At 44.3% G+C, this 26,549-nt stretch carries 29 protein-coding genes, 5 tRNA genes and 1 other RNA gene; 11 read left to right on the forward strand and 24 right to left on the reverse strand.

Annotated elements, in window-relative coordinates; genetic code table 11:
• Nucleotide 1: 1 nt before the first annotated feature.
• The 6 genes from AYW75_RS16225 to AYW75_RS16250 all read right to left on the reverse strand — a co-directional run bounded on the left by AYW75_RS16225 (nucleotide 2) and on the right by AYW75_RS16250 (nucleotide 1,610).
• Nucleotides 2-77 (reverse strand) — tRNA-Lys (locus tag AYW75_RS16225).
• Nucleotides 78-94: 17 nt separating this feature from the next.
• Nucleotides 95-170: transfer RNA gene (locus tag AYW75_RS16230), tRNA-His, on the reverse strand.
• 27 nt (nucleotides 171-197) lie between these two features.
• Nucleotides 198-274, reverse strand: a tRNA-Pro gene (locus tag AYW75_RS16235).
• 2 nt (nucleotides 275-276) lie between these two features.
• Nucleotides 277-352, reverse strand: a tRNA-Asn gene (locus tag AYW75_RS16240).
• A gap of 44 nt (nucleotides 353-396) precedes the next feature.
• Nucleotides 397-487: transfer RNA gene (locus tag AYW75_RS16245), tRNA-Ser, on the reverse strand.
• Between the two features lie 52 nt (nucleotides 488-539).
• Complete coding sequence (locus AYW75_RS16250) at nucleotides 540-1,610, reverse strand: polysaccharide deacetylase family protein (protein ID WP_082856569.1); 1,071 nt, start codon at nucleotides 1,608-1,610, stop codon at nucleotides 540-542.
• A 305-nt stretch (nucleotides 1,611-1,915) separates the two neighbouring features.
• On the opposite strand from AYW75_RS16250, the gene tdh reads away from it, so the two are divergent.
• From tdh to AYW75_RS16265, 3 genes are all read left to right on the forward strand, one after another.
• Complete coding sequence (gene tdh, locus AYW75_RS16255; RefSeq protein WP_067101757.1) at nucleotides 1,916-2,950, forward strand: L-threonine 3-dehydrogenase; 1,035 nt, start codon at nucleotides 1,916-1,918, stop codon at nucleotides 2,948-2,950.
• Between the two features lie 90 nt (nucleotides 2,951-3,040).
• Nucleotides 3,041-3,844 carry an NAD(+) diphosphatase gene (gene nudC, locus AYW75_RS16260; RefSeq protein WP_067101760.1) on the forward strand — a complete coding sequence of 268 codons (804 nt, stop codon included), beginning with the start codon at nucleotides 3,041-3,043 and terminating at the stop codon, nucleotides 3,842-3,844.
• A gap of 56 nt (nucleotides 3,845-3,900) precedes the next feature.
• Nucleotides 3,901-4,989, forward strand: a complete 1,089-nt coding sequence (locus tag AYW75_RS16265; protein ID WP_067101763.1) for a zinc-binding metallopeptidase family protein — start codon at nucleotides 3,901-3,903, stop codon at nucleotides 4,987-4,989.
• Between the two features lie 67 nt (nucleotides 4,990-5,056).
• On the opposite strand, the gene ppnN is transcribed toward AYW75_RS16265, so the two are convergent.
• From ppnN to AYW75_RS16280, 3 genes are all read right to left on the reverse strand, one after another.
• Nucleotides 5,057-6,430: a nucleotide 5'-monophosphate nucleosidase PpnN gene (gene ppnN / locus AYW75_RS16270; protein ID WP_067101766.1), complete on the reverse strand. Its 1,374-nt coding sequence runs from the start codon at nucleotides 6,428-6,430 to the stop codon at nucleotides 5,057-5,059.
• Nucleotides 6,431-6,564: 134 nt separating this feature from the next.
• Nucleotides 6,565-7,044 carry a peroxiredoxin gene (locus AYW75_RS16275; protein ID WP_067101769.1) on the reverse strand — a complete coding sequence of 160 codons (480 nt, stop codon included), beginning with the start codon at nucleotides 7,042-7,044 and terminating at the stop codon, nucleotides 6,565-6,567.
• Between the two features lie 62 nt (nucleotides 7,045-7,106).
• Nucleotides 7,107-9,083, reverse strand: coding sequence for a methyl-accepting chemotaxis protein (locus tag AYW75_RS16280; protein WP_067101772.1), 1,977 nt, complete (start codon nucleotides 9,081-9,083; stop codon nucleotides 7,107-7,109).
• 445 nt (nucleotides 9,084-9,528) lie between these two features.
• Between AYW75_RS16280 and AYW75_RS16285 the strand changes: the two genes are divergently transcribed.
• Both AYW75_RS16285 and AYW75_RS16290 read left to right on the forward strand, forming a co-directional pair.
• The gene (locus AYW75_RS16285) at nucleotides 9,529-9,939 is read left to right on the forward strand and encodes a PilZ domain-containing protein (protein ID WP_067101776.1); all 411 of its coding nucleotides are present in this window, start codon (nucleotides 9,529-9,531) and stop codon (nucleotides 9,937-9,939) included.
• An 8-nt stretch (nucleotides 9,940-9,947) separates the two neighbouring features.
• Complete coding sequence (locus tag AYW75_RS16290) at nucleotides 9,948-10,469, forward strand: DUF501 domain-containing protein (RefSeq protein WP_067101779.1); 522 nt, start codon at nucleotides 9,948-9,950, stop codon at nucleotides 10,467-10,469.
• Nucleotides 10,470-10,526: 57 nt separating this feature from the next.
• Here AYW75_RS16290 and AYW75_RS16295 read toward each other — a convergent pair whose 3' ends face one another.
• Nucleotides 10,527-10,811 carry a hypothetical protein gene (locus tag AYW75_RS16295; RefSeq protein WP_082856576.1) on the reverse strand — a complete coding sequence of 95 codons (285 nt, stop codon included), beginning with the start codon at nucleotides 10,809-10,811 and terminating at the stop codon, nucleotides 10,527-10,529.
• Nucleotides 10,812-10,993: 182 nt separating this feature from the next.
• On the opposite strand from AYW75_RS16295, the gene AYW75_RS16300 reads away from it, so the two are divergent.
• Entirely contained in the window at nucleotides 10,994-11,761 is a 768-nt protein-coding gene (locus AYW75_RS16300) for a TSUP family transporter (protein WP_082856570.1), read from the forward strand.
• Here the strand turns inward: AYW75_RS16300 and AYW75_RS16305 are convergent.
• The 4 genes from AYW75_RS16305 to AYW75_RS16320 form a co-directional block, all read right to left on the reverse strand.
• Complete coding sequence (locus tag AYW75_RS16305) at nucleotides 11,753-12,673, reverse strand: LysR substrate-binding domain-containing protein (RefSeq protein WP_067101785.1); 921 nt, start codon at nucleotides 12,671-12,673, stop codon at nucleotides 11,753-11,755. The two genes, AYW75_RS16300 and AYW75_RS16305, sit on opposite strands and share 9 nt — an antisense overlap.
• 344 nt (nucleotides 12,674-13,017) lie before the next feature.
• Entirely contained in the window at nucleotides 13,018-14,388 is a 1,371-nt protein-coding gene (locus tag AYW75_RS16310; RefSeq protein WP_067101788.1) for a glyceraldehyde-3-phosphate dehydrogenase, read from the reverse strand.
• Between the two features lie 262 nt (nucleotides 14,389-14,650).
• Complete coding sequence (locus AYW75_RS16315; RefSeq protein ID WP_067101791.1) at nucleotides 14,651-14,983, reverse strand: DUF3392 domain-containing protein; 333 nt, start codon at nucleotides 14,981-14,983, stop codon at nucleotides 14,651-14,653.
• A 5-nt stretch (nucleotides 14,984-14,988) separates the two neighbouring features.
• Nucleotides 14,989-15,588 (reverse strand): uridine kinase, encoded by a 600-nt coding sequence (locus AYW75_RS16320; protein ID WP_156490875.1) that lies wholly within the window; start codon nucleotides 15,586-15,588, stop codon nucleotides 14,989-14,991.
• Nucleotides 15,589-15,713: 125 nt separating this feature from the next.
• Here AYW75_RS16320 and AYW75_RS16325 point away from each other — a divergent pair, with 125 nt between their 5' ends.
• Nucleotides 15,714-16,322, forward strand: a complete 609-nt coding sequence (locus tag AYW75_RS16325) for a uridine kinase family protein (protein ID WP_067101794.1) — start codon at nucleotides 15,714-15,716, stop codon at nucleotides 16,320-16,322.
• Nucleotides 16,323-16,355: 33 nt separating this feature from the next.
• On the opposite strand, the gene dnaJ is transcribed toward AYW75_RS16325, so the two are convergent.
• The 3 genes from dnaJ to grpE form a co-directional block, all read right to left on the reverse strand.
• Nucleotides 16,356-17,492, reverse strand: a complete 1,137-nt coding sequence (dnaJ, locus tag AYW75_RS16330; RefSeq protein WP_067033511.1) for a molecular chaperone DnaJ — start codon at nucleotides 17,490-17,492, stop codon at nucleotides 16,356-16,358.
• A 116-nt stretch (nucleotides 17,493-17,608) separates the two neighbouring features.
• Complete coding sequence (gene dnaK / locus AYW75_RS16335) at nucleotides 17,609-19,525, reverse strand: molecular chaperone DnaK (RefSeq protein WP_067101797.1); 1,917 nt, start codon at nucleotides 19,523-19,525, stop codon at nucleotides 17,609-17,611.
• A 103-nt stretch (nucleotides 19,526-19,628) separates the two neighbouring features.
• Nucleotides 19,629-20,189 carry a nucleotide exchange factor GrpE gene (gene grpE / locus AYW75_RS16340; RefSeq protein ID WP_067101800.1) on the reverse strand — a complete coding sequence of 187 codons (561 nt, stop codon included), beginning with the start codon at nucleotides 20,187-20,189 and terminating at the stop codon, nucleotides 19,629-19,631.
• Nucleotides 20,190-20,396: 207 nt separating this feature from the next.
• Here grpE and recN point away from each other — a divergent pair, with 207 nt between their 5' ends.
• Complete coding sequence (gene recN / locus AYW75_RS16345) at nucleotides 20,397-22,067, forward strand: DNA repair protein RecN (protein WP_067101803.1); 1,671 nt, start codon at nucleotides 20,397-20,399, stop codon at nucleotides 22,065-22,067.
• A gap of 18 nt (nucleotides 22,068-22,085) precedes the next feature.
• Here the strand turns inward: recN and fur are convergent, their stop codons facing one another.
• Nucleotides 22,086-22,496: a ferric iron uptake transcriptional regulator gene (fur, locus tag AYW75_RS16350; RefSeq protein WP_067101806.1), complete on the reverse strand. Its 411-nt coding sequence runs from the start codon at nucleotides 22,494-22,496 to the stop codon at nucleotides 22,086-22,088.
• Between the two features lie 70 nt (nucleotides 22,497-22,566).
• Here fur and AYW75_RS16355 point away from each other — a divergent pair, with 70 nt between their 5' ends.
• Nucleotides 22,567-22,884: an outer membrane protein assembly factor BamE gene (locus AYW75_RS16355; protein WP_067101809.1), complete on the forward strand. Its 318-nt coding sequence runs from the start codon at nucleotides 22,567-22,569 to the stop codon at nucleotides 22,882-22,884.
• A gap of 5 nt (nucleotides 22,885-22,889) precedes the next feature.
• Here AYW75_RS16355 and AYW75_RS16360 read toward each other — a convergent pair whose 3' ends face one another.
• Genes AYW75_RS16360 through AYW75_RS16370 form a run of 3 tightly spaced genes read right to left on the reverse strand, consistent with a single transcriptional unit; the run spans nucleotide 22,890 to nucleotide 24,961 of the window.
• The gene (locus AYW75_RS16360) at nucleotides 22,890-23,180 is read right to left on the reverse strand and encodes an RnfH family protein (protein ID WP_067101812.1); all 291 of its coding nucleotides are present in this window, start codon (nucleotides 23,178-23,180) and stop codon (nucleotides 22,890-22,892) included.
• Nucleotides 23,173-23,601: a type II toxin-antitoxin system RatA family toxin gene (locus AYW75_RS16365; RefSeq protein ID WP_082856571.1), complete on the reverse strand. Its 429-nt coding sequence runs from the start codon at nucleotides 23,599-23,601 to the stop codon at nucleotides 23,173-23,175. Before AYW75_RS16365 ends, AYW75_RS16360 begins: the two co-directional genes overlap by 8 nt.
• Nucleotide 23,602: 1 nt before the next feature.
• Nucleotides 23,603-24,961 carry a sodium-dependent transporter gene (locus AYW75_RS16370; protein ID WP_067101815.1) on the reverse strand — a complete coding sequence of 453 codons (1,359 nt, stop codon included), beginning with the start codon at nucleotides 24,959-24,961 and terminating at the stop codon, nucleotides 23,603-23,605.
• Nucleotides 24,962-25,119: 158 nt separating this feature from the next.
• Between AYW75_RS16370 and smpB the strand changes: the two genes are divergently transcribed.
• Together smpB and ssrA are read left to right on the forward strand one after the other, a co-directional pair.
• On the forward strand, nucleotides 25,120-25,599 hold the full coding sequence (smpB, locus tag AYW75_RS16375; RefSeq protein WP_067101817.1) for an SsrA-binding protein SmpB: 480 nt from the start codon (nucleotides 25,120-25,122) through the stop codon (nucleotides 25,597-25,599).
• Nucleotides 25,600-25,670: 71 nt separating this feature from the next.
• Nucleotides 25,671-26,033, forward strand: a transfer-messenger RNA (tmRNA) gene (ssrA, locus tag AYW75_RS16380).
• A 103-nt stretch (nucleotides 26,034-26,136) separates the two neighbouring features.
• Here ssrA and AYW75_RS18820 read toward each other — a convergent pair.
• From AYW75_RS18820 to AYW75_RS18825, 3 genes are read right to left on the reverse strand one after another with little or no spacing between them, the layout of a single operon-like run.
• Entirely contained in the window at nucleotides 26,137-26,274 is a 138-nt protein-coding gene (locus AYW75_RS18820; protein ID WP_156490876.1) for a hypothetical protein, read from the reverse strand.
• Complete coding sequence (locus tag AYW75_RS19150; RefSeq protein WP_269447798.1) at nucleotides 26,274-26,396, reverse strand: hypothetical protein; 123 nt, start codon at nucleotides 26,394-26,396, stop codon at nucleotides 26,274-26,276. Before AYW75_RS19150 ends, AYW75_RS18820 begins: the two co-directional genes overlap by 1 nt.
• On the reverse strand, nucleotides 26,397-26,543 hold the full coding sequence (locus tag AYW75_RS18825; RefSeq protein ID WP_156490877.1) for a hypothetical protein: 147 nt from the start codon (nucleotides 26,541-26,543) through the stop codon (nucleotides 26,397-26,399).
• Between the last annotated feature and the right edge of the window lie 6 nt (nucleotides 26,544-26,549).

Genomic DNA, 26,549 nt, shown 5'->3' on the forward strand with positions numbered 1-26,549 from the left:
TTGGTGGGTCGTACTGGATTCGAACCAGTGACCAATTGATTAAAAGTCAACTGCTCTACCAACTGAGCTAACGACCCAAACTATGTTTGGCAAATGGGGTGGACGATGGGGCTCGAACCCACGACCGCCGGAATCACAATCCGGAGCTCTACCAACTGAGCTACGCCCACCATATTGCCATTTCATTTTAAAATTAGTGGTCGGAGTAGAGGGATTCGAACCCCCGACATCCTGCTCCCAAAGCAGGCGCGCTACCAGACTGCGCTATACTCCGAATGGCTCCCTGAACTGGACTCGAACCAGTGACCTAATGATTAACAGTCATTTGCTCTACCAACTGAGCTATCAGGGAATTACTAATTTTTAACTCGCTACAAACCAAATCCAAATAGGAAATGGCGGAGGAGGAGAGATTCGAACTCTCGGAAGACTATTAATCTTCGCCGGTTTTCAAGACCGGTGCATTCAACCGCTCTGCCACCCCTCCGTTGCGAGCGAGGTGTATATTACGGATTCTGAATTTCTGTGCAACTCTTTTTTTAACTTTTTTTAACTTTTTCCGTCACATAAGACTGATCGGCGGCGGCGCGGATCCAAACATTGGAAAACCAATAATAATGTCGTCCCGTTTTATCAGGCATCGTACAGTTAATGCGACCACGTCCGATAGGAAATGCACTCTTCGCCATTACGGTAAGCGTTGTCTCATCCTGCCATGTCAATGAAGCCTTACCCTGCCCTGACACATAGCACGATAATTCCTTTAGGCGATAATTCCCTTCTTTAAAGTTCAACGTCATTGAAACAGGATTACTGCTGGCAAAATCGCCGCCATCTTGGTAAGACACCAAAGGCATCGGTTGCGCATTAAGCTTCGTTTTCAAAGTAGACAGTTTGGCATATTTGCCAGCGGCAGGGAAACGCGGCAAGTTGGTAAAATCTGAATCTTTATTAACAACACCTGATTGCTGCCCAAAGGCAATCATTCCCTGTTGTGCCACTTGCTCACGAATCTCTTGATTGGATTCACCGTAAGGATAAACCAACATCTTTGGAGAATGGCCAAGCTTTTCAATCAGCAGCCTCTCAACAGTATTGACCTCTTCTGTCATGCGCTGTCGCCACTGAGCTGTTGATTCCCCTGCTTCCAGACGCAACATATATGGGTGATTGACCGTGTGATTGGCAAACACTCCACCATACTTTTCCATCTCTCTCATCTGCTCCCATGTTAAAAAACTACGATGTTTGTTTTCAATTGGGCCAGTGTTAATAAACACCGTAAAAGGGAATTCATGTTGCTTTAAGACAGGAAAACCATTTTGATAAATATTGCGATACGCATCATCAAACGTAATAGCGACTGCCTTGTCAGGCAACACTACGCCTTTCCTTATATTTGTCAGCGCTTGTGCCAAGTCCAAAACTTGAAAGCCTGCTTCTTTCAAGTAATCCATGTGCTCTCGAAACTCGGCGGGTGACACAGAGGTTGAACGAGGCGTCGAAGCATCAACATGGTGATACTGAAGGATTGGCAGATAATCCTGAGACAGCGCCGCTCCACTGAAGAGAAAAACCGCACAGGAAATCAACGATTTTTTAAACGTCATAGCAAACCTTAACAAATATTTTAGTTACTAACATTGTACGCGATTCAACCAATCACGAACAGCAACCCCTTTATTCCGCTTGTAGACTACATTTATTAAAAAGAAAGGAGTAGCAGCTCGATCAAACAATGTCAACCGCAATAAAAGATGATGTATTAGTGGTTGGTTTTTCCTATCCTATTGTCCCCAAGGGACAAGCTCGCATTCGTAGGCAAATTTCTGCCCCTCAAAAAATGACCTAATTGAGGCAACCTAAGCCTTTCACAAAGTCGCCCAGCAGTTAAAAATGTTGTAAGGAATACACTTTGAGAACACTTACAAAAAAGTATGCAGAAAAAGGCATTTGGCTTACTACCACTGAGCAACCTCATTACGATCAAAATGAGGTACTTATCAAAATCCATAAAACCGCGATCTGTGGCACAGACATTCACATATTCAATTGGAACGACTGGGCGCAAGAAACCATTCCCATAGGAATGACTATCGGCCATGAGTTTTATGGCACGATTGCTGAAGTAGGCTCTGCGGTGACGGGCTTAAATGTTGGTGATCGCGTTTCAGGAGAAGGCCACATTACCTGCGGTCAATGCCGAAACTGCCGAGCTGGTCAGCGCCATTTATGCAAAAGCACACAAGGAGTAGGGGTCAATCGACCAGGGGCATTTGCTGAATACTTAAGCATTCCTGCCGCTAATGTATTCAAAATTCCGGATAATATCACTGATGACGTCGCCGCGATTTTAGACCCTCTCGGCAACGCAACCCATACAGCACTAACCTTTGACCTTATTGGCGAAGACGTATTGATCACAGGTGCTGGCCCAATTGGAGTTATGGCCGCCGCAATTGCAAAACACGTAGGCGCACGCAACATAGTTGTCAGTGACATCAACGATTTCCGCCTTAAACTTGCGCAACAGCTTGGTGCCACGCGTGTCGTCAACGTCCAACAAGAATCGATAGCAGATGTCATTACAGAATTAAAGCTAGGTGAAGGCTTCTCCGTAGGTTTAGAAATGTCCGGCAACGGCAGTGCATTCGACACGATGCTGAAACATATGTCTCATGGCGGCAATGTTGCCATGCTTGGTATTCCTGAGCACAATACTCAAATTGATTGGAACCACGTAATCTTTAAAGGACTAACTATTAAAGGCATTTACGGACGCAAGATTTACGACACATGGTACAAAATGACCGCTATGCTTCAATCAGGTCTCGAAATCACACCTATTATTACTCATCATTTCACACTAGAAGAGTATCAAAAAGGCTTTGATATGATGCTTTCTGGCCAGTCTGGAAAAGTGATTATTGATTGGCAAATGTCGGTTTAATGTGGATTCTTTGTAATACAGTTGCACCCTCTTTAAGCTCAGAGTAGCGTAGCATATCGTAATAGAATTTTTTGCTGAAACGAGCCTGACATGCTAGAAATTGGAACCAAAAACCACCCAAGCCCTCACGGCAATGCGCGCTATATATTAATTGCTAAACAGAAAGTGTTAACGCTCGATAAGCACTTTCTATTCAACCTTTCAGACTTTCATCCAAGCTCTGACATGCGCAGCGTTTTCATCGGCCAATATGAAGGTATCGATATCTTTGTTTGTCGTTTTCCTCACCCACCAAAAGGGTTTACCGAAAATGGCCTACGAGATATGCTCTTTGACAGCAACGAGCAAGAGTTTGATTTACTCAGTCGCGCTCACCAACTGGCCACATGGGATGCTGATCATCAATTTTGTGGTCGTTGCGGCACACCTTTAATAAAGAAACATGAGAAAGAACACGCTAAGCTTTGCCAGCAATGCAATATTCGCCACTATCCAAGAATCTCACCTTGTATTATTGTCTCAATACGCAAAGGTAATGAACTACTATTAGCACGCTCCTTTGTTATGCCTGAAGGCCGCTACAGCAACATCGCAGGTTTTGTGGAAGCAGGGGAAAGCCTTGAACAGGCCGTGCAACGCGAAGTCTTAGAAGAAGTCGGTATCAAAGTTAAAAACATCCGGTACCAAGGAAGCCAGCCGTGGTCTTTTCCGCATCAACTTATGGTTGGTTTTTTTGCCGAATACGAATCCGGAGAAATCGTTCTCGCACCAGATGAGATCGCAGAAGCGGGTTGGTGGCGCTACGATGAATTACCAAACACTCCAAATCCAACCAGTATTTCCGGTCAATTAATCTTGACCCATACGAATATCATAGCCAATGAGTCAGCTTAGCTGACTCATTCTTTCATTAGAAGCAGCCTTCGGGCTTATGACAGGTAATACTCTGAATGAAACTTTTTAATTGCCAACAATGCTCGCAAACGCTTTTATTTGAAAATAACTTATGTGAAAACTGCCAATCAGAACTTGGTTTTTTACCTGAGCTGATGACATTAAGCGCTCTTACCCCTTTAGAAAGTGGCTTTAACGCCTTAGCGGATGATTCCGACAGTGTCTGGCATTACTGCCAAAACAAACAACACAATGTCTGTAATTGGATGGTTAAAGAGCAAGATGAACTCTGCGAAGCCTGTGACTTAAACCGTCACATCCCTAATTTAGGAAATCACGAACAACAACAAGCATGGCAAGAACTGGAATCTGCTAAACATCGTTTAGTGTATTCACTGTTGCGCTTGAACTTACCAGTTGTTAGCAAAAAAGATGCGCCTGAAGAAGGCCTTTCCTTTGACTTTATTTCAGAAGAAAACGTAGTCCCAGAAGATGCCCAAACCACCACTGGACACGCTTTAGGTCAAGTCACAATCAATGCTGCTGAAGCAGACAGCGTTGATCGCGAACAAATGCGTAAGGATATGAATGAGCCTTATCGGACATTGATCGGTCACTTACGCCATGAAGTAGGCCATTATTATTGGGACCATTTGATCGCTGAAAATGGCACTATCCTGAAAAGCTGTCGCCAGATGTTTGGTGATGAGCGAGCAGACTACGGCGAAGCTTTAGAAAAACACTATGAAACACCTGTAGCTAATTGGCAGGAGAACTTTGTCAGCAGCTACGCGTCTTCACATCCTTGGGAAGATTGGGCGGAAACATGGGCGCATTATTTTCATATACTGGATACGCTTGAAACGGCTTACGAATTTGGCATTCAAATACAACCAGTGCATGGTACACATCCATCTTTAGCCACTCAGATTACTCTAGACCCGTATCAGCATCAAAACTTTGATGAGCTTCTCAATCAGTATTTACCTCTGACGTTTGCGGCCAACAATCTTAACCGCAGCATGGGCCAACCTGATTTGTACCCATTTGTTATTGTCCCTAAAGTACGCGAAAAGCTTGGCTTTATTCACCAGCTGCTAAAACAGAATCAAGCCAACGCACTCAATGTCTCGCCTGATAAGTAATAGCCAAAATAAAGTCCAAAAAAAATGCCGCATTTAATGCGGCATTTTTGGTTCATATTCTGAGTTATTAGTCAGTAATGACTTTATAACAAGGTACGTAAGCGGTACCTGGAAGTTTCATTCGTTGTTGTTTCACGAACGCCTCTAATAACGCATCCAGCTTCTTCATCAGGCTCTTATCACCGTGAATCTCAAATGGACCATGCTCTTTAATGCTGGCAACACCTTGTGGCTTAACGTTGCCCGCAACAATTGCTGAGAACGCTCGGCGCAAATCTGCTGCCAACAGGTGCGTTTCTTGCCCAAAAAACAAGTTCAAACTGGCTACGTTTTCATGGTCCGGTTCGAAGGTGCGCTGGAACTCATCAGGTATGTGTAGTTTCCAGTTATAGTAGAATGCATCTTGATGTGCTTTACGATACAAACGCACTTCTTCCATACCTGCTTTCATTATGCGCGCCACTTTAACGCCATCATCAATGACAATTTGATATAGCGATTGGGCTTTTTCACCCAATACAGCACCAATAAACTCATTAATTTGTTCAAAATACGCAGCACTTTCTTTTGGACCAGTCAGAACCAACGGAAACGGAATGCCTTCATTTTTTGGGTGTAATAAGATACCAAGAATATACAGAATTTCTTCCGCCGTACCTGCACCACCTGGGAATACAACAATACCATGCCCCGTTCGTACAAAGGCTTCTAAACGTTTTTCAATGTCTGGCATGATCACCAGTTGATTAACGATTGGGTTCGGTGATTCCGCCGCAATAATACCCGGTTCGGTTAAACCAAGATAAACCCCATTTTGAATACGTTGTTTCGCATGGGCTATAGCCGCCCCTTTCATAGGACCTTTCATGGCACCAGGGCCACAACCGGTACAAATATTCAATTCACGTAGGCCTAATTCATGACCAACATATTTGGTGTAATCGTATTCGTGTCGAGCAATTGAATGCCCACCCCAACACACCACCATATCTGGATCTTGAATACGACGGAATACATTAGCATTACGCAGTAATTCAAATACCACGTTGGTGATTTTATCAGACGACGCATCGTTCAAGCCGCGTGCCACATTGTATTCATGGTAAGTAAATATAATGTCTCGTAACACGCTAAACAGCATTTCACGTACACTGCTAATCATTTTTCCGTCTACAAAAGCACTGCCTGGAGCATTGGTAAGCTCCAGTTTTACTCCACGCTCTTGCTGAATAATACGAATTTCAAAGTCTTTGAAAACAGACATCACTTCCGCGGGGTCGTCAGAATCGCTACCACAATTCAAAATAGCCAGTGCACAACGTCGAAATAACTCATGCAAATCACCACTGTCTTCCGACATACGAGCAATTTCTTCTTGGGATAACATTTCCAAAGCGCCTTTGGGGGATACCAGCGCGTCAACGCGATCTTCATTAATCATGATCGCTCTCCTTCTCTATGTGCTTGTCTTATAACTATATTGATCCTAGAAAATAAAAAAGCAAGTGAATTTATTCGATTAATTTGTAAAACAAATAAACATAAAAAAAGCCGCTAATGCGGCTTTCTTAATTGTTACAACTGATTAAGCACATGTTCTGCAGCACTTATTTCAAATGCTCCCGGCTCTTCAAGCCACATCTGCTGGACAATGCCATCTTCCACTAACATAGCATAACGTCGACTGCGTATACCCATTTTAGCTTTCGCCACATCGACCTCTAACCCTAATTTTTTGGTGAACTCCGCCAAACCGTCTGAGGCCATGATAATACGATTTGCATCATGAGCCTTACCCCAAGCATCCATCACAAAAACATCGTTAACAGATACACATACGATGTCATCAATATCACGTCCTTTAAAGGCTTCGTAATGCTCGACAAAGCCAGGTAAATGCTTCGCACTACAGGTTGGCGTAAACGCACCTGGGACAGCAAAAATAATGACCTTCTTATCTTTTAATAAGGCTGTCAAATCGACCTCTTGGGGAACGCCTTCCGACATCACCAATAAATTGCCGTGAGGCAACACATCACCAACTTTTACACACATGACTGTATTCCTACCCAGTATTATTAGCCCATCATAGCGCGAATAACTCCCAACAACGACCTTTAGGTTGTTTTGAACTGTCCCACTAAAGTTCTCTGATTTTGTGCTAACTCATTCATATGCTGACAATTATTTTGCCCTGCTAACGCCTCTTCCATAGCACCTTCAGAGCTGCTAGAGATTTCGTGAACACTGCGATTAATTTCTTGAGCAACATGCGACTGCTGCTCTGCTGACGTGGCAATCTGCATACTTAAGTCTCGAATTTCGACAATATACCCACGTAACTCAGACAATGAATCTCCCACACTTTGTGCTTCTAGCATGCTATCTCGAGCATGTTGGCAACTTTGATCCATGGTGCTTACTGTTGCTTTTACTCCACCTTGCAACTCAGCAATAACTCGCTGAATCTCTTCTGTAGAGGTATGTGTTCTGTTCGCCAGTGTTCGAACTTCATCAGCCACCACAGCAAATCCTCGGCCTTGTTCGCCCGCACGAGCCGCCTCAATGGCAGCATTCAATGCCAATAGATTGGTTTGCTCTGCGATGTCCTGTATTACTTCTAAAATTGAGCCGATATTCTGAGAATACTGCTCTACTTTCAACACCACTTGTGATGAAGATTCTAACTGAGCGACTAACTGTTCAACCTGAGAAATGTTGGTTGTCATTCGCTGTAAACTCGCGCCAGCACTGTCATCTACCTGCTGCACTTTTTCTAAAGATACCTCAGCATGATGAGCTACCTCACGAACAGTTGCAGACATTTCATCCATAGCCGTGGCAACAGACGTGGTTTTATCATTTTGCTCTTTCATAATCGATTGAGTATGGGAAGTGGATTGATAAACCGTATCAGCAGAGCTAACTACTTGGTCAGATGCTTGATCAATCTGCTTAATTACACCACTAAGCTTATCCACTAGGCTGTTCACCCAATACGAAAGTTGACCGAATTCATCTTTACTGGTCACCATAACCCGCTGGCTTAAGTCGCCATTGGCAATTTGATCTAATACTTTTAGTATCTTCGCTAGTGGCTTACGAATACTGATACTAACCCAATAAGCAATAAGTACCGCTATCACCACTGAAATAGCCACGACTAAGTAGGAAATTTGTTTAGCCGTATCAGAGGCTTCAAAGGCATTTCCTTTTGCTTGTTCACGTAATTGTCCAACTGAAGCAATCAGCTGAGCTTGCTCCTCTTGCATTGCTTGTAAGGAACTCAATAACAGTGCAGCCGCCTTTTCAGAGTCCGCTTGTATAAGATTGTACTCGTAAAACTCTTTGACGACGCCGTCATCTGACTCAAAGGCTTGTCGTATTTTATTAATGTTATCGTTGATCATATCGTCATTTAATTTGCCGATGACCTTGTCGACAGGGGCAAACGCTTTCCCCATCTCTTTACGAATATCCTCTAAAGCCGCCACACTGGTGGAATCAAAGTAGTCCCCAATCAACAAATGCAGACTTTCCATTTGTGTTTTAACAAGCCCCGCAGCAAACGCCTGTTCATCAGTTTCTGGATAACTAGCAAGAGACTCTAGGTCTTCAATGGCGTAACTCAGTTCATCCTTAAGGTCGAGCTTTTTATCTGCCATGGCTCGATCAAGCTCAACCATTCGGTTGTGATCAGCGACAGCTGTATCAGCAACAGAGAAAAAGCTCGTAGAAAGTTGTTCAATTTCAGACACTGAAGTCAAAACATCTGGAAAACTAGAAACCTGCTGTTTGAGAGACTCCGCTTCCATTTTGAAGTTCATTTTACCTGCTTGGTACTGATCGTAAGCACTTTCTAACATAGTGTCCGACGAAGCAATTAAGTATTGCAACGCAGCACTGCTGGTTTGCGCTAACGTCGCACTAACCTGCGTACTGCTGTCAGAAATGGACGCAATTTCTCCTGTGACTGTCTCAATTTTACTTTGCACTGAATTCAAGCCACTCACACCGGACCATGCCACAATAACGAGCAACAGTAGGAGCACTACAAACCCAAGCAGCACTCGCTGCACCACTGATAACGACATAGACGCCTCCAATTCCACCTAAAACAACTTTTTAGTGTAGGCCAAACACTACAATATTTTTATTGAATGCCCTTTTAATAAAAATACTGCCTGTTCTTTCCAGAAGGTGCAAGCCCTGTTCCAACTTTACACAAGACAAAAAATGCATCGCAAAACAAAAGAAACTCCAAAACTGGAGTGTTTTATGCATAAATCCTATTAATAAGTATCACTGAAATAAAGATTCTCTTGACCAAAAATACGACCAAGAAGCGGGATTTTTTGTTTTGAAGGAAAAAAAACTTGGCCAATTGAATCTAATAGTTAAAACTTATGTATTGAGTGAAATTTATCCTAAATTTCGTCTGTACAGTCAGGGTAAAAAGCGTACAATTCGCTTTCTTTTTAAACCATCTGGCTGTCCGGCCGATAGACTGATTAACTAAACATAAACTGGCTTGTTGCGATGGAATTTGTTGCACATCCGAAAGACTTACCCTTAGATATCCAAATTATCGAGGATCAGTCTTTTCCTACTGTTGGTACTGATCGGCTTGGCTTCGTAGGGATTACCTACTTGGCGCCATATGCCTTTCATGCAGGCACATCTGTGCGTATCACTTTACAAGAAATAGACCCTCACTTCTGTGTGGCAGGGCGTATTGTCTGGTGTGATAAAGAGCAGGACGAATATCGTATTGCTATTGAGTTCCCTAACAACGAAGATTGTTATAGTGTTCGCATGATTGAACAACTCTCGCAAATCGAACATTATCGCCGACAAGCTAAACATCAAGGCCGACGCTTAAACTATAACGAAGCCGCTGCTGAATGGATCCAACAATTCGCCGCTAGCTTCCCATCATTTACTCTTTAAAGTACCCAATGACAAATCCCCTATCTCAAGCTGACATCGACATCATCACTCAGCAGCTAGGCCGCACTCCAAGCGGTATTCGTAAAGTTGCTCACTATTCACCAAACGGCGTACCGCAAGTTCTTGAAATGGAAACTTGGGTATTTGATCAACCTTTCCCAACTCTATTTTGGTTGTCTAGCAGCGCCATTGACAAAGCGCTTGCACGCATCGAAAGTCAAGGTGTTGTGAAAGAATTAGAGCAGCGCATTAGAGATGATGAAGAACTTCGCGTGGCATACCATAAATCACATGAAGATTATGTTAACCGTCGTTGGCAAGCGATGAGCGATGACCATAAGCGCATCATTGAAGAAAGAGGCTTTACCCATTTATTTGAAACACTGGGCATCGGTGGTATTAAAAACTGGGATCAGATTCGCTGCTTGCACATGCAATACGCACACCACCTAGCGGGTGAAAACATCATCGGAAAAATTCTTGATGAAGAATATTGTATTCGCGAAATAGCAGATACCGAAGGGAAATAACCGCTTAACCCTTTCATAGGTCAGCAATCAAACTGGCCTATGTAGGGCTATATTTGCTTAGCTTTGCAAAAAAGCTTTAAGCTCTTCTTCTGTCGATACTTTTGCTAAGCCTTCACGTATTCTGTTAAATGCATTTGCTGCAACGACTGGTCTTTGAGCATAAGTAGTTAATGCCCCACCAGTCCAACCTGCCATTTTTAAAATTTCTTTTTTAAAGTTGTTGCCTGCAACACCATGCCCTGCCATTGCCATCAAATCGTCTTCAATATCCAAGTAGCTCAAACGATCGCCACCAAATTTCATAAAATCATCTTGATGTACTTCTGCGTATTGTTTAGCCATCAATACCATCCCTCAAAAAACCAATCGTAAAGTTATAAACTAGCCAGCATTTGCACTAACTACAAGCAGGTAAGCGTTTAAAAACGTAACACAGCGTATCCTTGAAGGCTTGCTAGCTTAATATCCTTAACATACTGTAATATGACCTATGGTTTCCATCATTTTTTATCAAAGGACTGAGCTTGGAGCTGTTTTCTGACTTTTCAATATGGGTTGTAGCTGGGCTTTTTGCTGCCGCTTTCATTGCAGGCCTTATAGACGCACTTGCTGGCGGTGGTGGATTAATCACCGTGCCAGTCCTAATTGCAGCAGGTGCATCACCTGTTGAAGCCCTCGCTACAAACAAACTACAAGGCTGTGCTGGCACCTTATCTGCCTCGTATCATTTTGTACGCACCAAGCAAGTTTCGCTGTCGACTATGCGCATTCCAATCTTGATGACGGCTCTCGGCAGTTTCAGTGGCACTCTATTAGTTTCTTATATCGACAGTGGCATTCTGATCAAAATGATTCCTGCCATTCTAATAGGAGTAGCGATCTTTTTTTTCTTGCTTCCGACCCTTCAACCTCTAGTCGCGAAGCTTGTTCGCATCAATATGACTCAATTTGCCTTCGTTGCAGGTTTCACAATCGGTTTTTATGATGGTTTGATTGGGCCGGGGACAGGCGCTTTCTTTTCCACTGCCTTTATCTGCTTAATGGGGTTTTCGATTATTTCAGCCACCGCCCATACTAAAATTTTAAATGCCACCAGCAACATTGCTTCACTCATCTTGTTTAGTTTTACTGGCAACGTCCTTTGGGGTATTGGAATTGTCATGGGGATTGGACAATGGTTTGGCGCTCAGATTGGCTCGCGCCTCGTCATCAGCCGAGGCCAACAGCTAATCAGGCCACTGGTGATTGTAATGTGCATTGCTCTGTCTATAAAATTGCTAACATCAAGCTAATGCTTCTTCTGGTGCATAGGATTGACATTCACTTATTAGCCAACTAAGTACTTGTTGAATCGGCTCTCGCTCGCGAAACTCATTTGGACAGGCAAACAAATACATATGACCGTTATCATAGATCTCATCAAATGGCTTTAATAATCGTCCTTCGCGAATATCATCCATAACCAGTGGCGTTCTTCCTAACGCAACCCCTTGTCCTGATAGTGCAGCTTGAACGGCAAGATCGCCTCGATTAAAGCTCATCGAACGACTGGGCCTCACACCTTTAACATTCGCTTTAGCTAGCCAAGCCTCCCATTCCGCATAGGGACTGAAAAAGCGCCACTCTGAATCATCATTAATCAGCGGTACCCTCACCAAGTCACTGGGCTCATGCAGCTGATTCTGCTCAGCAAAAGCAGGACTGCATACTGGGAACACCTTATCCATCAATAAAGGCATAGTATAAGCACTGCCAGTATGTAAGTGACTATGAATAATCGCAGCATCAATACGATCACGGGTAAAATTTACTTCCCGATCATTCGCTTGGATACGTAGTTGCAAACCAGGATATCGCTCCTGTAGCCGCCCTAAGCGTGGCATTAGCCAGCGTGTCGCTAACGATGGCATGACAGACAACGTTATAATATTAGAATCTCGCTCTTCACGTAATTCTTCGATAAGCCCATCTAGGTCAGAAAACATATGACGTAAATGCAGCGCTAATCTTGCTCCCATAGAAGTCAACTCAAGGCTGCGATGATAGCGCAAAAATAAGGCAAAACCTAAACGCTGCTCCAGCTGCCTTATCTGCTGACTTACAGCTCCTTGAGTTAAGAAAAGCTCATGAGCCGCTTTCGTAAAACTTAAGTGTTTAGCAGCAACGACGAAAGTATGTAGGAAAGGAAGAGATGCTTTGTTCATGGGTCACTCTTGCATTAGTTTAATTAATCCTAAAACGCAGTTTATATCGTTTGTCGCTCATTCATCAATCAGTACAATAAGCGCCATGTTTTGGTAGTACTGCTTCCATACACGGCGTTTTGAGCGATCACAAATGCCTTCCTAATACGTGTCCCCACAGCCATGTATTAGCGTGATGTTGGTGAGCGCCACATCACTGCAACTGCTAGTTACATTTAATCGGACTTCGGTCCGATTTTTTTTGCTTCAAATAAACCAAGGCTACAATCTAGTTTTATAAGGCAAAAAAAACGGCGACCCGAAGGTCGCCGAACTAACACACATGCTTAAATGTGTCCGGTCAGTTACGCTGCTGCAGTCTCTACAGCATTGCTATCAGCCAAAGCCATTTGCGCTAATTTTTCCATTAGTCGCACTACTTGACAGCTGTAGCCGTATTCGTTGTCGTACCAAACATACAATGTCGCTTGGTTACCACGTACTTTTGTAGATAAAGAGTCCAAAATACCTGCCTGCTCACTGCCAATGAAGTCAGAGCTAACAGCATCCGCTTCAGAACTGAAACCAATTTGACCAGTCAAGGCTGCACTTGCAGAGGCTTTCTGAAGCAACGCATTGATTTCTTCAACGGTTGTTTGTGCTTTTAGATTCAGGCTAAGAACTGCAATCGATACATTGATTACAGGAACACGAATGGCACTACCGCTTAGCTTGCCTTCTAGAGAAGGAATCGCTTTAGAAACTGCTTTCGCAGCACCTGTTTCAGTCATAACCATGTTTGTTGCTGCAGCACGGCCACGACGATCACCTTTATGAACGTTATCAATTAGGTTTTGGTCGTTCGTGTAAGCGTGAACTGTTTCAACGTGACCAGATTCAATACCGTACTTCTCTTCTAGTACAGACAGGATCGGTGTGATCGCATTGGTCGTACAAGACGCAGCAGAAAGAATTTGATCACTTGAATTGATGTCAGAATCGTTAACACCGTATACGATGTTCTTCATTTGTTTGCCAGGAGCCGTCAATACAACACGATCGATACCTGGACGATTTAGATGAACACTTAATCCATCATGATCACGCCAGCGACCAGTGTTATCAACTAATAGGGCGTTGTTGATGCCATGTTTAGTGTAATCAATTTCACTTGGATCAGAGGAATAAATAATTTTAACTGGCTGGCCATTAATAATCAGTTGCTCGTTCTCAGCATCTGCTTTAACGACACCTTCGTAAGTACCGTGAACAGAGTCAAACTTCAAAAGGCTGGCACGTTTAGCCAAATCTTTGTCGCCCGCCTTACGAACAACGATAGCCGCTAGGTGCATACCTGGTGTTGTGTGGCCTAAAGTGCACATGCGGCGTGTAAGTAAACGACCGATTCGACCGAAGCCGTAAAGTACAACCGGTGTTGTAGCACCCGCTTCAGCAAATCCTGCAAGAGAAGCAAAATCGGCATCTGCTAGTGCTTCTTCAAGCTCAACAACTGCATTGGAAGTTTGCTTTTCGATCAACTGCTCTAACACTTGATACACACGTGCTAGGTCTACACCAGGATATTGGTCAAATAACGCCACTAAACTTGTGACAGAGTCAGACATTAATGTTTGCCCAGCTAACTGAACTTTTACTGACTGCTCGCGACCTAACTTACCCAAAAGTGGAATCATTGATTCAACTTTGGCTACCGTTTCTAACCAAGTGTTTGCCATTTAACTGCCCCCGAGAAAACAAACGTTTCATAACTATTTGGGCGCAGTTTACCGATACCCTAACCTAAAAACAAATTGTAACCAGACTACAAAAAGCCAGTAAAATCACGGGTTACAGGCATTTTTTTATGAAAGCAACGTAACTAATTAAGCCTTGTCATAAAATAACAACATTTGCATTATTTGGTGTTTTTATATTGATGTTTTCTAATAAATTTACGTAATTTCACTACTGAAAATGAGGGAAAATTTCTTAAATTTTTTATAAATATCGTTTTCTTTCGGCCAATACGCCTAAGAACACAAAGCAGAGAAGAATGACAGACGGTCTAAAAACAGGTGAAAGGTGCGTCAACAACCAATAAACAAGGGGCTGCCCCCACAACGTCAGCAAGCCATACCCAAAGGTACACATCAACACAAATGCCGTAATACGGGCAAAGAACATCCAATTAGATACTGCACGTTTTAACGTTCGGTTTACGTGATCACCAAAGATCACCAACATCGTTGCCACCAATGCTAACGAGATATCATGTAAATGAGATGACAGCTTACGCGCAATATCCAAATTAAAGCTAAGTATTAAGTCCATTTATATCACTGATTTCGTTTAAGTAACGCTTCCACATCAATACGACCAGAAGCTGATTTTCGCTTCGGCACACGATCTACATAACTCACAGACACATCAAAGGTAGTATTGTGCAATTCAATTTCTGTTCCATCGACTAACATCCAGCGGGCACGACCATAGCCATCACGAATGAAACCAATCGAAGGAGGGCCATATTTTCGCTCGAGTAAACTGCCTAATTTTGACCTAAGCTCAGCGTCTTCTACCACACCAGACATTGTTGCACGCTCGACATACTCATAACGATTATAGACCACGGTCAGCTCTTTAATGCCTAAGATCCCAGTTGTACCTAAACTATAACTGGCCATCCCTTCGCGATAGGATGGATACTGTTCAAGACCCATTTTAGATAAATGCGCCTCGAACTTTGCTTTAGACAAGTCATTAAACTCTACTCCAAACAGCTCCGCTCCTTTTGAATAACTTGGCGCTGCGGGCGTCACCTCTCCCACAACCTCAGTTGAATCAGTTTGTACAAGGTCTTCTGCAACGCTTGTAAAAGAAACCAGCATAAAAACAGTGGTGCAGAACCCTTTTAGGGCCAAAGTATTTAAGTACATGAAAATCTCGAAATGTTCGTAATGTTAACCACTAAGTCAGGAAGCGATTTTAGCACTTCTCTGTTAAACTAAAGCTTAATTCTCCCACTCAGTTATGCAAATCCAATTTTTTCTTGAGGTAGCCCATGGCGCTCGTAATCGGCATCACCGGTATATCAGGCAGCGGTAAAAGCCGCCTATGCTCACTGCTAGCAGAAGGCCTTAGTAATAAGTTGACCGTCATTTGTCAGGATAGTTTCTACAAAGGCTGCGGCAACATTGATCCAGATGTTTATAACTTCGATGATTTAAACTCGCTAGACTTAGAGAGCATCACACTCGCTATACACAATTGTAAAAATCAGCAACAACCCAATGAAATTCCCGTTTACGATCATTCACAACACAAGCGTGTCGGCTATCGCAATTTGGCCCCTTCCAAAGTCGTTCTGGTAGAAGGGCACATGATGTTTCAAGACCCAGCCATCCGCGACGCGGTAGATTACCTGTTATTTGTGGATACCGATATGGATATTGCAATCGTGCGTCGTTTAAAACGCGACATCACAGAACGCGCCCGTGATGTTAATGAAGTGACTAGCCGTTATATGCGACACGTTCGTCAAGCCTCACTCAAAACCATCGAGATCCGCAATAAAGCAGATTTCATCATCCCTAATAATAATAGCTTTACCAATGCAGCCAATCTGCTACGTCAATATATTGAGAGTTTACTCATAGAAAAAGGAGCCTAATGGCTCCTTTTTTGTCTCACCAAAGAAGTTAACTTACTTTTTAATCTCTTCGAAAAATCGCTTCACCCCATTAAACCAGCTTTTTTGCTTAGGAGAGTGATCTGAATTCTCCCCCATGCTTTCAGCCAATTCTTGCAGCAGCTCTTTTTGTCGATCCGTTAGGTTCACTGGTGTCTCTACCATAACCTTACAAATCAAATCTCCCACTGGACCACCACGCACAGGCTTAACGCCTTTATTGCGTAGACGGAATAGCTTGCCAGTCTGGCACTCTTCAGTCACTTTCAATCGCACACGACCATTTAAAGTCGGTACATCAATCTCGCCACCTAGAGCTGCTGTCGCAAAGCTAATCGGCACTTCACAGTATAAATTTGAACCATCACGCTCAAAGATAGAGTGAGGCTTAACCGAGACTTGAACAAACAAGTCACCTGCTGGGCCACCGAAAGTCCCCGCTTCACCTTCACCCGTTAGGCGAATGCGATCCCCCGTATCAACCCCTGCAGGGATCTTAACGTTAAGCGTTTTGTACTCTTGTTTACGACCTTGGCCATGACAAGAGTTACAAGGATCAGAAATAACCTGCCCTTGACCATGACACTGAGGACAGGTCTGCTGAACTGAGAAGAAGCCTTGTGACATACGTACTTGTCCAGCACCATTACAGGTTGGACACGTTGTCGGCTTGGTACCCGGTTTAGCACCAGAACCTTCACATTTCTCACAATCAACCGCAGTAGGAATGCGAATTTTTTCTTCACAACCCCAAACCGCCTGCTCAAGGTCAAGTTCCAGCGTGTAGCGTAAATCGGAACCGCGACGTGTACGGCTTTGACCGCCACCACCTCCGCCACCAAAAATATCGCCAAATACATCGCCAAAAATATCACTGAAACCGCCTGCACCAGCGCCACCACCAAAGCCGCCTTGACCACCTTGGCCATTGACACCTTCGTGACCAAAACGGTCATACGCAGCACGCTTGTCTTCTGAAGATAATACTTCGTAGGCTTCTGCCAACTCTTTAAATTTATCCAGTGCTTCCGCATTGTCCGGATTCTTATCTGGATGGTACTTATTCGCCAATGAGCGGTAAGCTTTTTTAATATCTTTCTTATCCGCGTCTCGGCTTACACCAAGCACTTCATAATAGTCACGTTTACTCATTGCAGGTGTTCCTGAATATGTAGTGTGAGTTTAAATCCCTAGATACAGCAAAACACGGTAGCGTCCCGTGTTTTGCATAAGTCCCATCGGGACGACGACTTAACTAAGCACTAGGCTTATTTTTTGTCGTCTTTTACTTCTTCAAATTCAGCATCAACTGCATCATCTTGTTTTTCGCCAGACGCTTGTTCAGCACCTTCAGCAGCACCGGCATCAGCCTGCTCATATAGCTTTTGAGCCAGCGTACCAGATGCTTGAGTCAACGCATTGGTTTTCTCTTCGATCTGGTCTTTGTCGTTAGACTCTAGTGCAGCCTCAAGATCCGTGATCGCAGATTCGATCGCTTGTTTCTCTTCGTCAGTCGCTTTGTCGCCAGCATCTGTCAACGTTTTACGCGTTGCGTGGATCATGCCGTCCGCAGTGTTACGAGCCTGTACAAGCTCTTCGAACTTACGGTCTTCTTCCGCATTCGCTTCTGCGTCTTTAACCATTTGCTCTACTTCATCATCGCTTAGACCAGAAGAGGCTTTGATGACGATCGACTGTTCTTTACCTGTCGCTTTATCTTTTGCAGAAATGCTCAAGATACCGTTAGCATCAATATCGAAACTTACTTCGATTTGAGGCACACCGCGAGGCGCAGGTGGAATATCAGCCAAGTCGAAACGACCTAGAGATTTGTTTTGTGACGCTTGCTTACGCTCACCCTGTAGGGCATGAATCGTTACAGCGTTCTGGTTGTCTTCTGCCGTTGAGAATACTTGCGACTTCTTCGTTGGGATCGTCGTGTTTTTCTCGATCAGTGGTGTCATCACACCACCCATTGTTTCGATACCAAGAGACAGAGGTGTTACGTCTAGAAGAAGAACGTCTTTCACATCACCCGCTAGTACCGCACCTTGAATCGATGCACCGATTGCAACCGCTTCATCTGGGTTAACGTCTTTACGAGGCGCCTTACCAAAGAATTCTGTTACTTTCGCTTGTACCAATGGCATACGTGTTTGACCACCTACCAAGATAACTTCGTCGATGTCCGCCGCAGTAAGGTCTGCATCTTTAAGCGCTTGGCGACAAGGCTCAATAGAGTTAGCCACTAGCTCTTCAACCAATGACTCAAGCTTAGAGCGAGTCAGTTTAACGTTAAGGTGCTTAGGACCAGACGCATCAGCCGTAATGTACGGTAGGTTTACTTCTGTTTGGCTAGAAGTAGACAGCTCAACTTTCGCTTTCTCACCCGCTTCTTTTAGACGCTGTAGTGCTAAAGGATCGTTGTGTAGATCGATGCCTGTTTCTTTCTTGAACTCAGCAGCCAAGAACTCAATGACACGCATGTCAAAGTCTTCACCACCTAGGAATGTATCACCGTTGGTAGACAATACTTCAAATTGTTTCTCACCATCTACGTCAGCGATTTCGATGATAGAGATATCAAATGTACCACCACCAAGGTCGTATACAGCTACCGTTGAATCACCTGTTGCTTTGTCTAGACCGTAAGCAAGCGCAGCCGCTGTTGGCTCGTTGATAATACGTTTAACATCAAGGCCAGCAATTTTACCCGCATCTTTCGTTGCTTGACGCTGAGAGTCGTTAAAGTAAGCAGGAACCGTGATAACCGCTTCCGTTACTTTCTCGCCTAGGAAGTCTTCTGCTGTTTTCTTCATTTTCTTAAGAACTTCAGCCGAAATTTGTGGTGGCGCTTTTTTGTCGCCCTTCACTTCTACCCAAGCATCGCCATTGTCAGCGCTGATGATTTTGTAAGGCACCATAGAGATGTCTTTCTGAACGACTTTGTCTTCAAAGCGACGTCCAATCAAACGTTTAACAGCAAACAAAGTGTTTGTTGGGTTTGTTACCGCTTGACGTTTTGCTGATTGACCTACCAGTGTTTCACCATCTTCTGTGAATGCTACGATAGATGGGGTTGTACGATCGCCTTCAGCGTTTTCGATAACGCGAGCTTTTTCGCCGTCTAGGACAGCAACACAAGAGTTCGTTGTACCTAAGTCAATACCAATGATTTTGCCCATGGTTTTATCTCCAGTAAAAATTCGTTGTTCGTTTAGATAATTCTGTATTTGGGTGCTGCAATTTATATTTCAAGCTCTGGCTGTCAAAAAAATGACAGTATTTTTAGGCGGCGCTTGAAACGACTACCATTGCAGGGCGCAAAAGGCGTCCGTTCAGGGTATAACCTTTCTGAACCACATCCATTACAGTATTAGGTTCCATATTCGGATTTGGGACCATTGTCATCGCCTGATGTAATTCAGGGTTAAATGGTTCACCTTCAGGTGCCACCGCTTTAACTTCAAAGCGTGCCAACGTTTCCATTAGGTCTTTGTATGTCAGCTCAACACCTTCACGCATAGGATCTTTCTCAGAACCTTCATCTGTTGAAGACAAAGCACGTTCTAAGTTATCCGCTACCGTAATAATCGATTTAGCAAACTTCTCAAGCGCAAACTTATGAGCTTTCTCTACGTCTTGTTCTGCACGACGGCGAGCATTTTGCGCATCGGCTTGAGCACGTAGCGCTGCTTCACGGTAATTAGCCGCTTCTTCTTGCGCTTTCGCTAGTTCATCAGAGGCAGCGTCATCCACCATGCCTTCTAACACTTCTTCAGCAATGGCTGCATCTGCTTCGTTTAGCAGCTCTTCTTCTTGCTGTGCTTTATTCGTTTGATCACTCATTTTTATCTCCAAATAACAGAAAGTAACCTGTCTGTGATCGATATATGGGGATGCCTTTTAGGCTTTCAACACCTTATCCCTATTAAATGTGCGCATTTTTTTTCTTTTGACTACACTTGTCAAAAAACAACCAAATACTGTATAAAGACACATATAAAGTACTGTATAAATAACCATATCTTTTATTTGCTTTATCAGGAGCAGACCATGCTAACCAGTATTGCTATATCAAACTTTGCGATCGTTGAATCTCTAGAACTTGAGCTGAAATCCGGCATGACAGCCATTTCAGGGGAAACCGGTGCCGGTAAATCCATCATGGTTGACGCCTTGTCGTTGTGCCTAGGTGGGCGTACGGATGCTGGTGTCGTTCGCCACGGTGAAAAAAAGGCCGACATCAGTGCAACGTTTGACATTAGCACCTACCCCGCAGTGCAAAACTGGTTAGAAGAACGAGACCTTGAAAACGATCACTTGTGTATTTTACGCCGTGTCATCAGCAAAGAAGGTCGCTCCAAAGCCTATATCAACAATCGCCCTTGCACTTTGGCTGACCTAAAAGAAGCCGGTAGCTTTTTAGTCGATATCCATGGTCAACACGAACACCAATCTTTAATGAAGCGCAGTGCCCAACGTCAGCAACTGGATGAATACGGCCAACTGACCGAGTTAACACGCCAAGTTCGTGAGGAATACAATAATTGGCGTAAACTCAAAGATGAACTGCATGCTAAGCAAAATCGTTCGGCAGAGCTCGACGCCCGTATTCAGCTACTGTCATATCAGGCGGACGAACTCGCACAATTGGATTTAAAAGCCAGTGAATTGGAAGAGCTTGAAAATGAGCAAGCCTTTTTATCTAACATTGCTGACGCGCAACTTAAAGCCTATGCATCAGCAGGTATTTTACGTGACAGCGATGAGGGCAATATTTGCTCTTTGCTACACAAGGCCATTCAACAAGCGACTGCCATTCATCCTGCGACAAAAGAACTCGACAATGCGCTAGAAATGATGAATCAAGCACTGATCCAAGTCGAAGAAGCTGCCACCAGCTTAAGCCACTACCAAGATACGCTGGAGCAAGATCCAGGACGCCTGCAGGATGTAGAGCAACGTCTGAGTGATATTTACGACACCGCTCGCAAGCACAAAGTCTTACCCGAAGGCCTGCTGCCTCTTCGAGAAACTGTTGAGCAAGAATTAGCAGAACTGTCTGGTGGGGAAGAAAGCCTTGACGTTCTCAAACTGAATGAAGAAAAGGCGTATCAACAACTCACTAGCAGCGCAACACTCTTAACGGAAAAACGCACCCAAGCCAAAGAAGAGTTGGCCCAACGGGTGGAAGAGCAGATTCACGGTTTGGGGATGCCTTACGCCCGCTTTTATATTCATTGCGACCCATTAGATCAAATCAGCGCCCATGGGTATGAAGACATCGAATATATGATTGCATCAAACCCCGGCCAACCGGCGCAACCACTGCGCAAAGTTGCTTCGGGCGGTGAATTGTCACGTATTAGTTTAGGCATTCAGGTGGTCACTGCGCACACATCAGTGATCCCAACCTTAGTCTTTGATGAAGTCGATGTAGGCATCAGCGGCGGTACTGCCGAAGTAGTAGGTCGTATGTTACGTTCTGTGGGGAATCGTGGACAAGTCTTCTGTGTCACTCATTTGGCACAAGTAGCGGCGCAAGGCCATCAGCACTTCCGCGTTAGCAAAGAAGTCTTTAATGAAGCCACCGTATCGAAGGTAGAGTCTTTGGTGAAAACAAACCGTACACAGGAAATCGCACGATTATTAGGCGGGATCGAACTTACCGAGCAAACTCTGGCTCATGCTCAAGAGATGCTCGGCAACGTTCAACTTCAGTAAAAGTTTGACTGAAGTTGCTTAGCTCTTCTTTGGACGAACATAGAGGATCATGTTGTGATCTTCGATTTCGTAACCATGTGATTCTGCAATTTCGTGTTGACGCTGTTCAATTACATCGTCCACGAACTCAATAACTTTGCCCGTTTCTAAACAGATCATATGATCATGATGATCACCTTTTGCCAATTCAAATACCGCAGTGCCCGCTTCGAAATGATGACGCGCCACCAAGCCAGCGGTTTCGAATTGTGTTAGAACACGGTATACCGTTGCAAGGCCAACATCTTCACCTTGGTCCAACAGAGTACGGTAGACATCATCCGCACTCATGTGATGGTCACCGGCATTTTCAAGGATTTGTAAGATTTTCACACGTGGAAGTGTTACTTTCAGTCCCGCTTTTTTAAGTTCTTGATTTTCACTGCTCATGAGTCATTCTCTATTTCGATCTCGTTAATAATTACTTTATCATTGACCTAACCAATATAGGATAAGACCAATGAAGAAAACGATTCTCCTACTTTCAACACTTTTTACACTTAGCGCCTGTAGCTTACTGCCTTCACCGTACAAACCACCGGTTGAACAGGGCAACGTTATAAAAACCGAACAAGTACAGCAACTTCAGCTTGGCATGACACAATCTCAGGTCATGTTCGTACTCGGTACACCGATGGTAAAAAGTACATTCAATTCAAACCAGTGGCACTACTTATTCAGCAGTCTTTACACAGACAGCAAAAGTAAGCTGAGCGAAGTAAAACATCTTGTTCTGACGTTCCAAAACGGCGTCCTACAAGACATTCAGGAAAAATAATTTTTCTATTTGTCTGCTTTCGCTGCACGGTTGGCCCGAGCTTGTTTCGGGTCAACTTTTAATTCGCGATAAATCTCTACACGCTCGCCCGATCGAAGCGCTTGCTCTTCAGGCTTACGCACCGATTTACCAAAGATCCCCAGTTTAGGCGCGGTCAAATCCAGCTCTGGGAAAAAAGCGTCAATATTCGACATACGTACTGCATCCATTACAGTACAGCCTTCTTCCACATCAAGCGCCACTATTTTTTGCTTTTCCGGCAACGCATAGGCCACCTCAACTCGAATCTTAGCCATACACCACTTTCGCTCGTTCACTAAAGGCTTCAACCATTGCATTGGCGACCTGACCAAACACGCCGCCAAAGGCGAATTTGAGCATACCTTTCAACTCAAAATCGATACTTAATGCAATCTTACACGTTGTTTCTGACAAAGGCTCAAATGTCCACTCTCCTTGCAGACGTTTAAAAGGACCTTCAACCAAGCTCATCTCAACCAGGCTCGGCTCTGTCAGCACATTACGCGTCGTAAACGATTGTCGAACTGGCCCTTTGCCAACCTCTAACGTGGCAACGATTTCACGATCTGTACGTGTAATCGTGCGGGCTCCCATACAACCAGGAAGAAACTCTGGGTATTGCTCAAAATCATTTACTAAGTCATACATTTGTTTTTGACTGTAATTAACATGGGCAAATTTCTGAATATGACTCAAACTAAACTCCTATCCATCCAGCGACTGTAATCAAAACAGCAGCAGGAATGCTGATGTATTTCAGCGTAGTGTACCACCAACGAAAATGGCTGGGGTTCTTCGCAATCATTTCATTTTTTAACATTGGCTCAGGCACAACCCAAGCCACTAAAATAGATAAAGCAATGGCGGCAATCGGCAACATGATCAAAGACGTTACATTGTCCACCAATTCGAATAAATTCAAGCCGAATGCAAGTTTGTTATCCCAGTGGTTAAATGACAGCACAATGGCAACGCCACAAAACCAAATCACTAATCCAATAAGAAACGATGCCTTTAAACGCCCCACATAAAAACGCTCATGCAACCATGAAACAAACAATTCCATCAACGCAATCGCTGACGTCAGCGCAGCAAGCGCCAGTAGCGCAAAAAACACCAAGCCAATTACCTGCCCCCCGGGCAACAGATCAAAAATAATAGGCAAGGTAATAAATGGCAAACTCGGGCCAGAATCCACAGCGATACCAAAGGCAAAGGTAAGCGGAAAAATAATCAACGCAGACAAGACCGATACCAACAGATCCAAGCCGACTACAATGGTACACGCCTTAGCAATCGACATCCGCTTACTCATGTACGCACCATAGGAAAACATCGCCCCTAAACCCACACCCAGACTAAACAACGCGTGACCAATCGCAGACAACGCCACTTCAAAAGTCACTTGCTCCCAATCAAAACGCAATAAGAAGCTAATTGCTTCACCACTTGCGCCGACAATCAACGCATATACGGCTAACAGCACCAATAAAAAAATCAAAACAGGCAACAACAGCTTCACAACACTGGACAGCCCCCGTATGACCGACTGCCCGACCACCAACACCACCATTGCCAGAAACAAGGTATGCCAGAAAATCATCTCAACCGGTGCATGCAAAAAGTTTTCAAACAAGGCTTCTGACTGAACTTTGTCTAAGTTTTCTAACGCGCCAGTGATTGCGCGACGAGAATAGGCAAACGCCCAACCGGCAATGACACTGTAAAATGTCAAAATCAGCAGCCCTGTTACACCGGCTAAGTAAGGTACAAACACCCAATATTTAGGGACGACCTTCCGCTCCGCCAAATCATTGACCGTATCGACCGGATTGGAGCGCACAGTTCGGCCTAACGCTACCTCGGCCATCAGCATTGGTAACCCAACCACGACTAGACACAAACAGTAGATTAATAAAAATGCCCCACCGCCATTAGCTCCCAACATATAGGGAAAACGCCAAATATTCCCTAACCCAATTGCAGAACCTGCAGCGGCAAAAATAAATATCCAAGGGCTAGACCAAATCCCTTGTAAACAACGACTCTCGGGCATACATTAAGCTCTCAATGAGTTAAGCGAATTTTAAACATACGGCAGACCAATCAACTGTCTGTGCGAATTTACTTAAAGTTCTAAATTTTCTTATATTAGGGCGCATACCTCAAGAAAAGCATAGGCTTTTCGCCCTATCGACCGTATAATTTTTACCTATGAGTAAAGCAAAGAAAAAATCAAACAGTACTGGCACAATCGCCTTAAACAAGCGCGCACGCCACGAGTACTTTGTTGACCAGAAGTTTGAAGCCGGTTTAGTGCTATCAGGCTGGGAAGTCAAAAGTCTTCGTGAAGGGAAAGCACAACTGGTGGACAGCTATGTCATCATCCACCAAAGCGAGGCTTACCTCATCGGCGCACGCATCACTCCACTGTTGAGCGCATCGACACACGTTGTGTGCGAGCCCTTGCGCCAACGCAAACTACTGCTGAACCAACGCGAGCTTGACCGCATCATTCAGATTACCGAACAAAAAGGTAAAACCTGTGCGGCCATGGCATTGTATTGGAAAGGCAATAAAATCAAATGTGAGATCGCACTGGTCACCGGTAAAAAAGACCACGACAAGCGCGATACCGCAAGAGAACGTGATTGGGCGCGCGATAAAGAGCGCCTAATGAAACACAGCGTTTAATTTCCACATTGTGGAAACAGAGCGGTCCACTAGCTAAACGCCACAGTATTAGATAGAATGGCCGCAACTTCGGGGATGACATGGTTTCGACGCCGGTTACAAAACCTGAGGTGCATGTCGAGAGTGATACGTGATCTCGTAAATCCACATGTATCATTTATATAGTCGCAAACGACGAAAACTACTCACTAGCAGCTTAATACCCTGCTAGTGTGCTGCCCCTAGGTTGCTTGTAGCCCAGGATTCCGCAGTATCATAAATTACGAGATGCTATCCGATGCCCTGCCTGGGGATAAGGATATAAGACTAAACAGGCTCGCTGGTTACACCCTGTCCTTCGGGCGGTAAACAGTCAAATAATAGAAGAGACTAAGCATGTAGATCCAATGGCAGAGGACTGGCGGACGGGGGTTCGACTCCCCCCATCTCCACCAATCAAGCGCTTGATTTTAAAGGATATTTTGGCCTTGCAAATCAGCTCGACACACATACGACACACCCTGTCGACAGTGCGTCAACCAAAATAAAAAGGGATGATCATTTGATCATCCCTTTTTTTTGCTCGTCTTCTAGCGTTCTAATCCGTAGATCATGCCGCCAGAGTATGTACCCAACTAAAATAGTCATGCTGTTGGCACCCGCCCCAGTCAGCTGGTTAAGTAATTCTAGCTCCATTATTTGCCCACCTGCTCAGCGGCTTCGCTGCCTAGTTGGATGGCAAACGGCACAGGCACACCAAGGTGTATACCAACTGCTGCGACTAAGACGAGCGTCACCCCCTTAAACCATTTCTTCATTTAGACCATTCCTTTTTTCTTGAGCATCATGTAAGCGAATACAGCCAAGGCCACCCACTTAACCCATGAGTATTTGTCGTTGCTGAACCAGCCAGCCCCGAAACCCAGCACACCAGCGGCGACGGGTAGTATAAAAATTAACGGCATTATTTC

This window comes from Marinomonas atlantica, assembly GCF_001639725.1.
GTDB lineage: Bacteria > Pseudomonadota > Gammaproteobacteria > Pseudomonadales > Marinomonadaceae > Marinomonas > Marinomonas atlantica.

Coding starts and splice junctions, on each gene's coding strand:
- AYW75_RS16250 (WP_082856569.1), bottom strand. CDS start 1,610: ATGACGTTTAAAAAATCGTTGATTTCCTGTGCGGTTTTTCTCTTCAGT.
- nudC (WP_067101760.1), top strand. CDS start 3,041: ATGCTAGAAATTGGAACCAAAAACCACCCAAGCCCTCACGGCAATGCG.
- AYW75_RS16265 (WP_067101763.1), top strand. CDS start 3,901: ATGAAACTTTTTAATTGCCAACAATGCTCGCAAACGCTTTTATTTGAA.
- ppnN (WP_067101766.1), bottom strand. CDS start 6,430: ATGATTAATGAAGATCGCGTTGACGCGCTGGTATCCCCCAAAGGCGCT.
- AYW75_RS16275 (WP_067101769.1), bottom strand. CDS start 7,044: ATGTGTGTAAAAGTTGGTGATGTGTTGCCTCACGGCAATTTATTGGTG.
- AYW75_RS16280 (WP_067101772.1), bottom strand. CDS start 9,083: ATGTCGTTATCAGTGGTGCAGCGAGTGCTGCTTGGGTTTGTAGTGCTC.
- AYW75_RS16285 (WP_067101776.1), top strand. CDS start 9,529: ATGGAATTTGTTGCACATCCGAAAGACTTACCCTTAGATATCCAAATT.
- AYW75_RS16290 (WP_067101779.1), top strand. CDS start 9,948: ATGACAAATCCCCTATCTCAAGCTGACATCGACATCATCACTCAGCAG.
- AYW75_RS16295 (WP_082856576.1), bottom strand. CDS start 10,811: ATGGCTAAACAATACGCAGAAGTACATCAAGATGATTTTATGAAATTT.
- AYW75_RS16305 (WP_067101785.1), bottom strand. CDS start 12,673: ATGAACAAAGCATCTCTTCCTTTCCTACATACTTTCGTCGTTGCTGCT.
- AYW75_RS16310 (WP_067101788.1), bottom strand. CDS start 14,388: ATGGCAAACACTTGGTTAGAAACGGTAGCCAAAGTTGAATCAATGATT.
- AYW75_RS16315 (WP_067101791.1), bottom strand. CDS start 14,983: ATGGACTTAATACTTAGCTTTAATTTGGATATTGCGCGTAAGCTGTCA.
- AYW75_RS16320 (WP_156490875.1), bottom strand. CDS start 15,588: ATGTACTTAAATACTTTGGCCCTAAAAGGGTTCTGCACCACTGTTTTT.
- AYW75_RS16325 (WP_067101794.1), top strand. CDS start 15,714: ATGGCGCTCGTAATCGGCATCACCGGTATATCAGGCAGCGGTAAAAGC.
- dnaJ (WP_067033511.1), bottom strand. CDS start 17,492: ATGAGTAAACGTGACTATTATGAAGTGCTTGGTGTAAGCCGAGACGCG.
- dnaK (WP_067101797.1), bottom strand. CDS start 19,525: ATGGGCAAAATCATTGGTATTGACTTAGGTACAACGAACTCTTGTGTT.
- grpE (WP_067101800.1), bottom strand. CDS start 20,189: ATGAGTGATCAAACGAATAAAGCACAGCAAGAAGAAGAGCTGCTAAAC.
- recN (WP_067101803.1), top strand. CDS start 20,397: ATGCTAACCAGTATTGCTATATCAAACTTTGCGATCGTTGAATCTCTA.
- fur (WP_067101806.1), bottom strand. CDS start 22,496: ATGAGCAGTGAAAATCAAGAACTTAAAAAAGCGGGACTGAAAGTAACA.
- AYW75_RS16355 (WP_067101809.1), top strand. CDS start 22,567: ATGAAGAAAACGATTCTCCTACTTTCAACACTTTTTACACTTAGCGCC.
- AYW75_RS16360 (WP_067101812.1), bottom strand. CDS start 23,180: ATGGCTAAGATTCGAGTTGAGGTGGCCTATGCGTTGCCGGAAAAGCAA.
- AYW75_RS16370 (WP_067101815.1), bottom strand. CDS start 24,961: ATGCCCGAGAGTCGTTGTTTACAAGGGATTTGGTCTAGCCCTTGGATA.
- smpB (WP_067101817.1), top strand. CDS start 25,120: ATGAGTAAAGCAAAGAAAAAATCAAACAGTACTGGCACAATCGCCTTA.
- AYW75_RS18820 (WP_156490876.1), bottom strand. CDS start 26,274: ATGGAGCTAGAATTACTTAACCAGCTGACTGGGGCGGGTGCCAACAGC.
- AYW75_RS19150 (WP_269447798.1), bottom strand. CDS start 26,396: ATGAAGAAATGGTTTAAGGGGGTGACGCTCGTCTTAGTCGCAGCAGTT.
- AYW75_RS18825 (WP_156490877.1), bottom strand. CDS start 26,543: ATGCCGTTAATTTTTATACTACCCGTCGCCGCTGGTGTGCTGGGTTTC.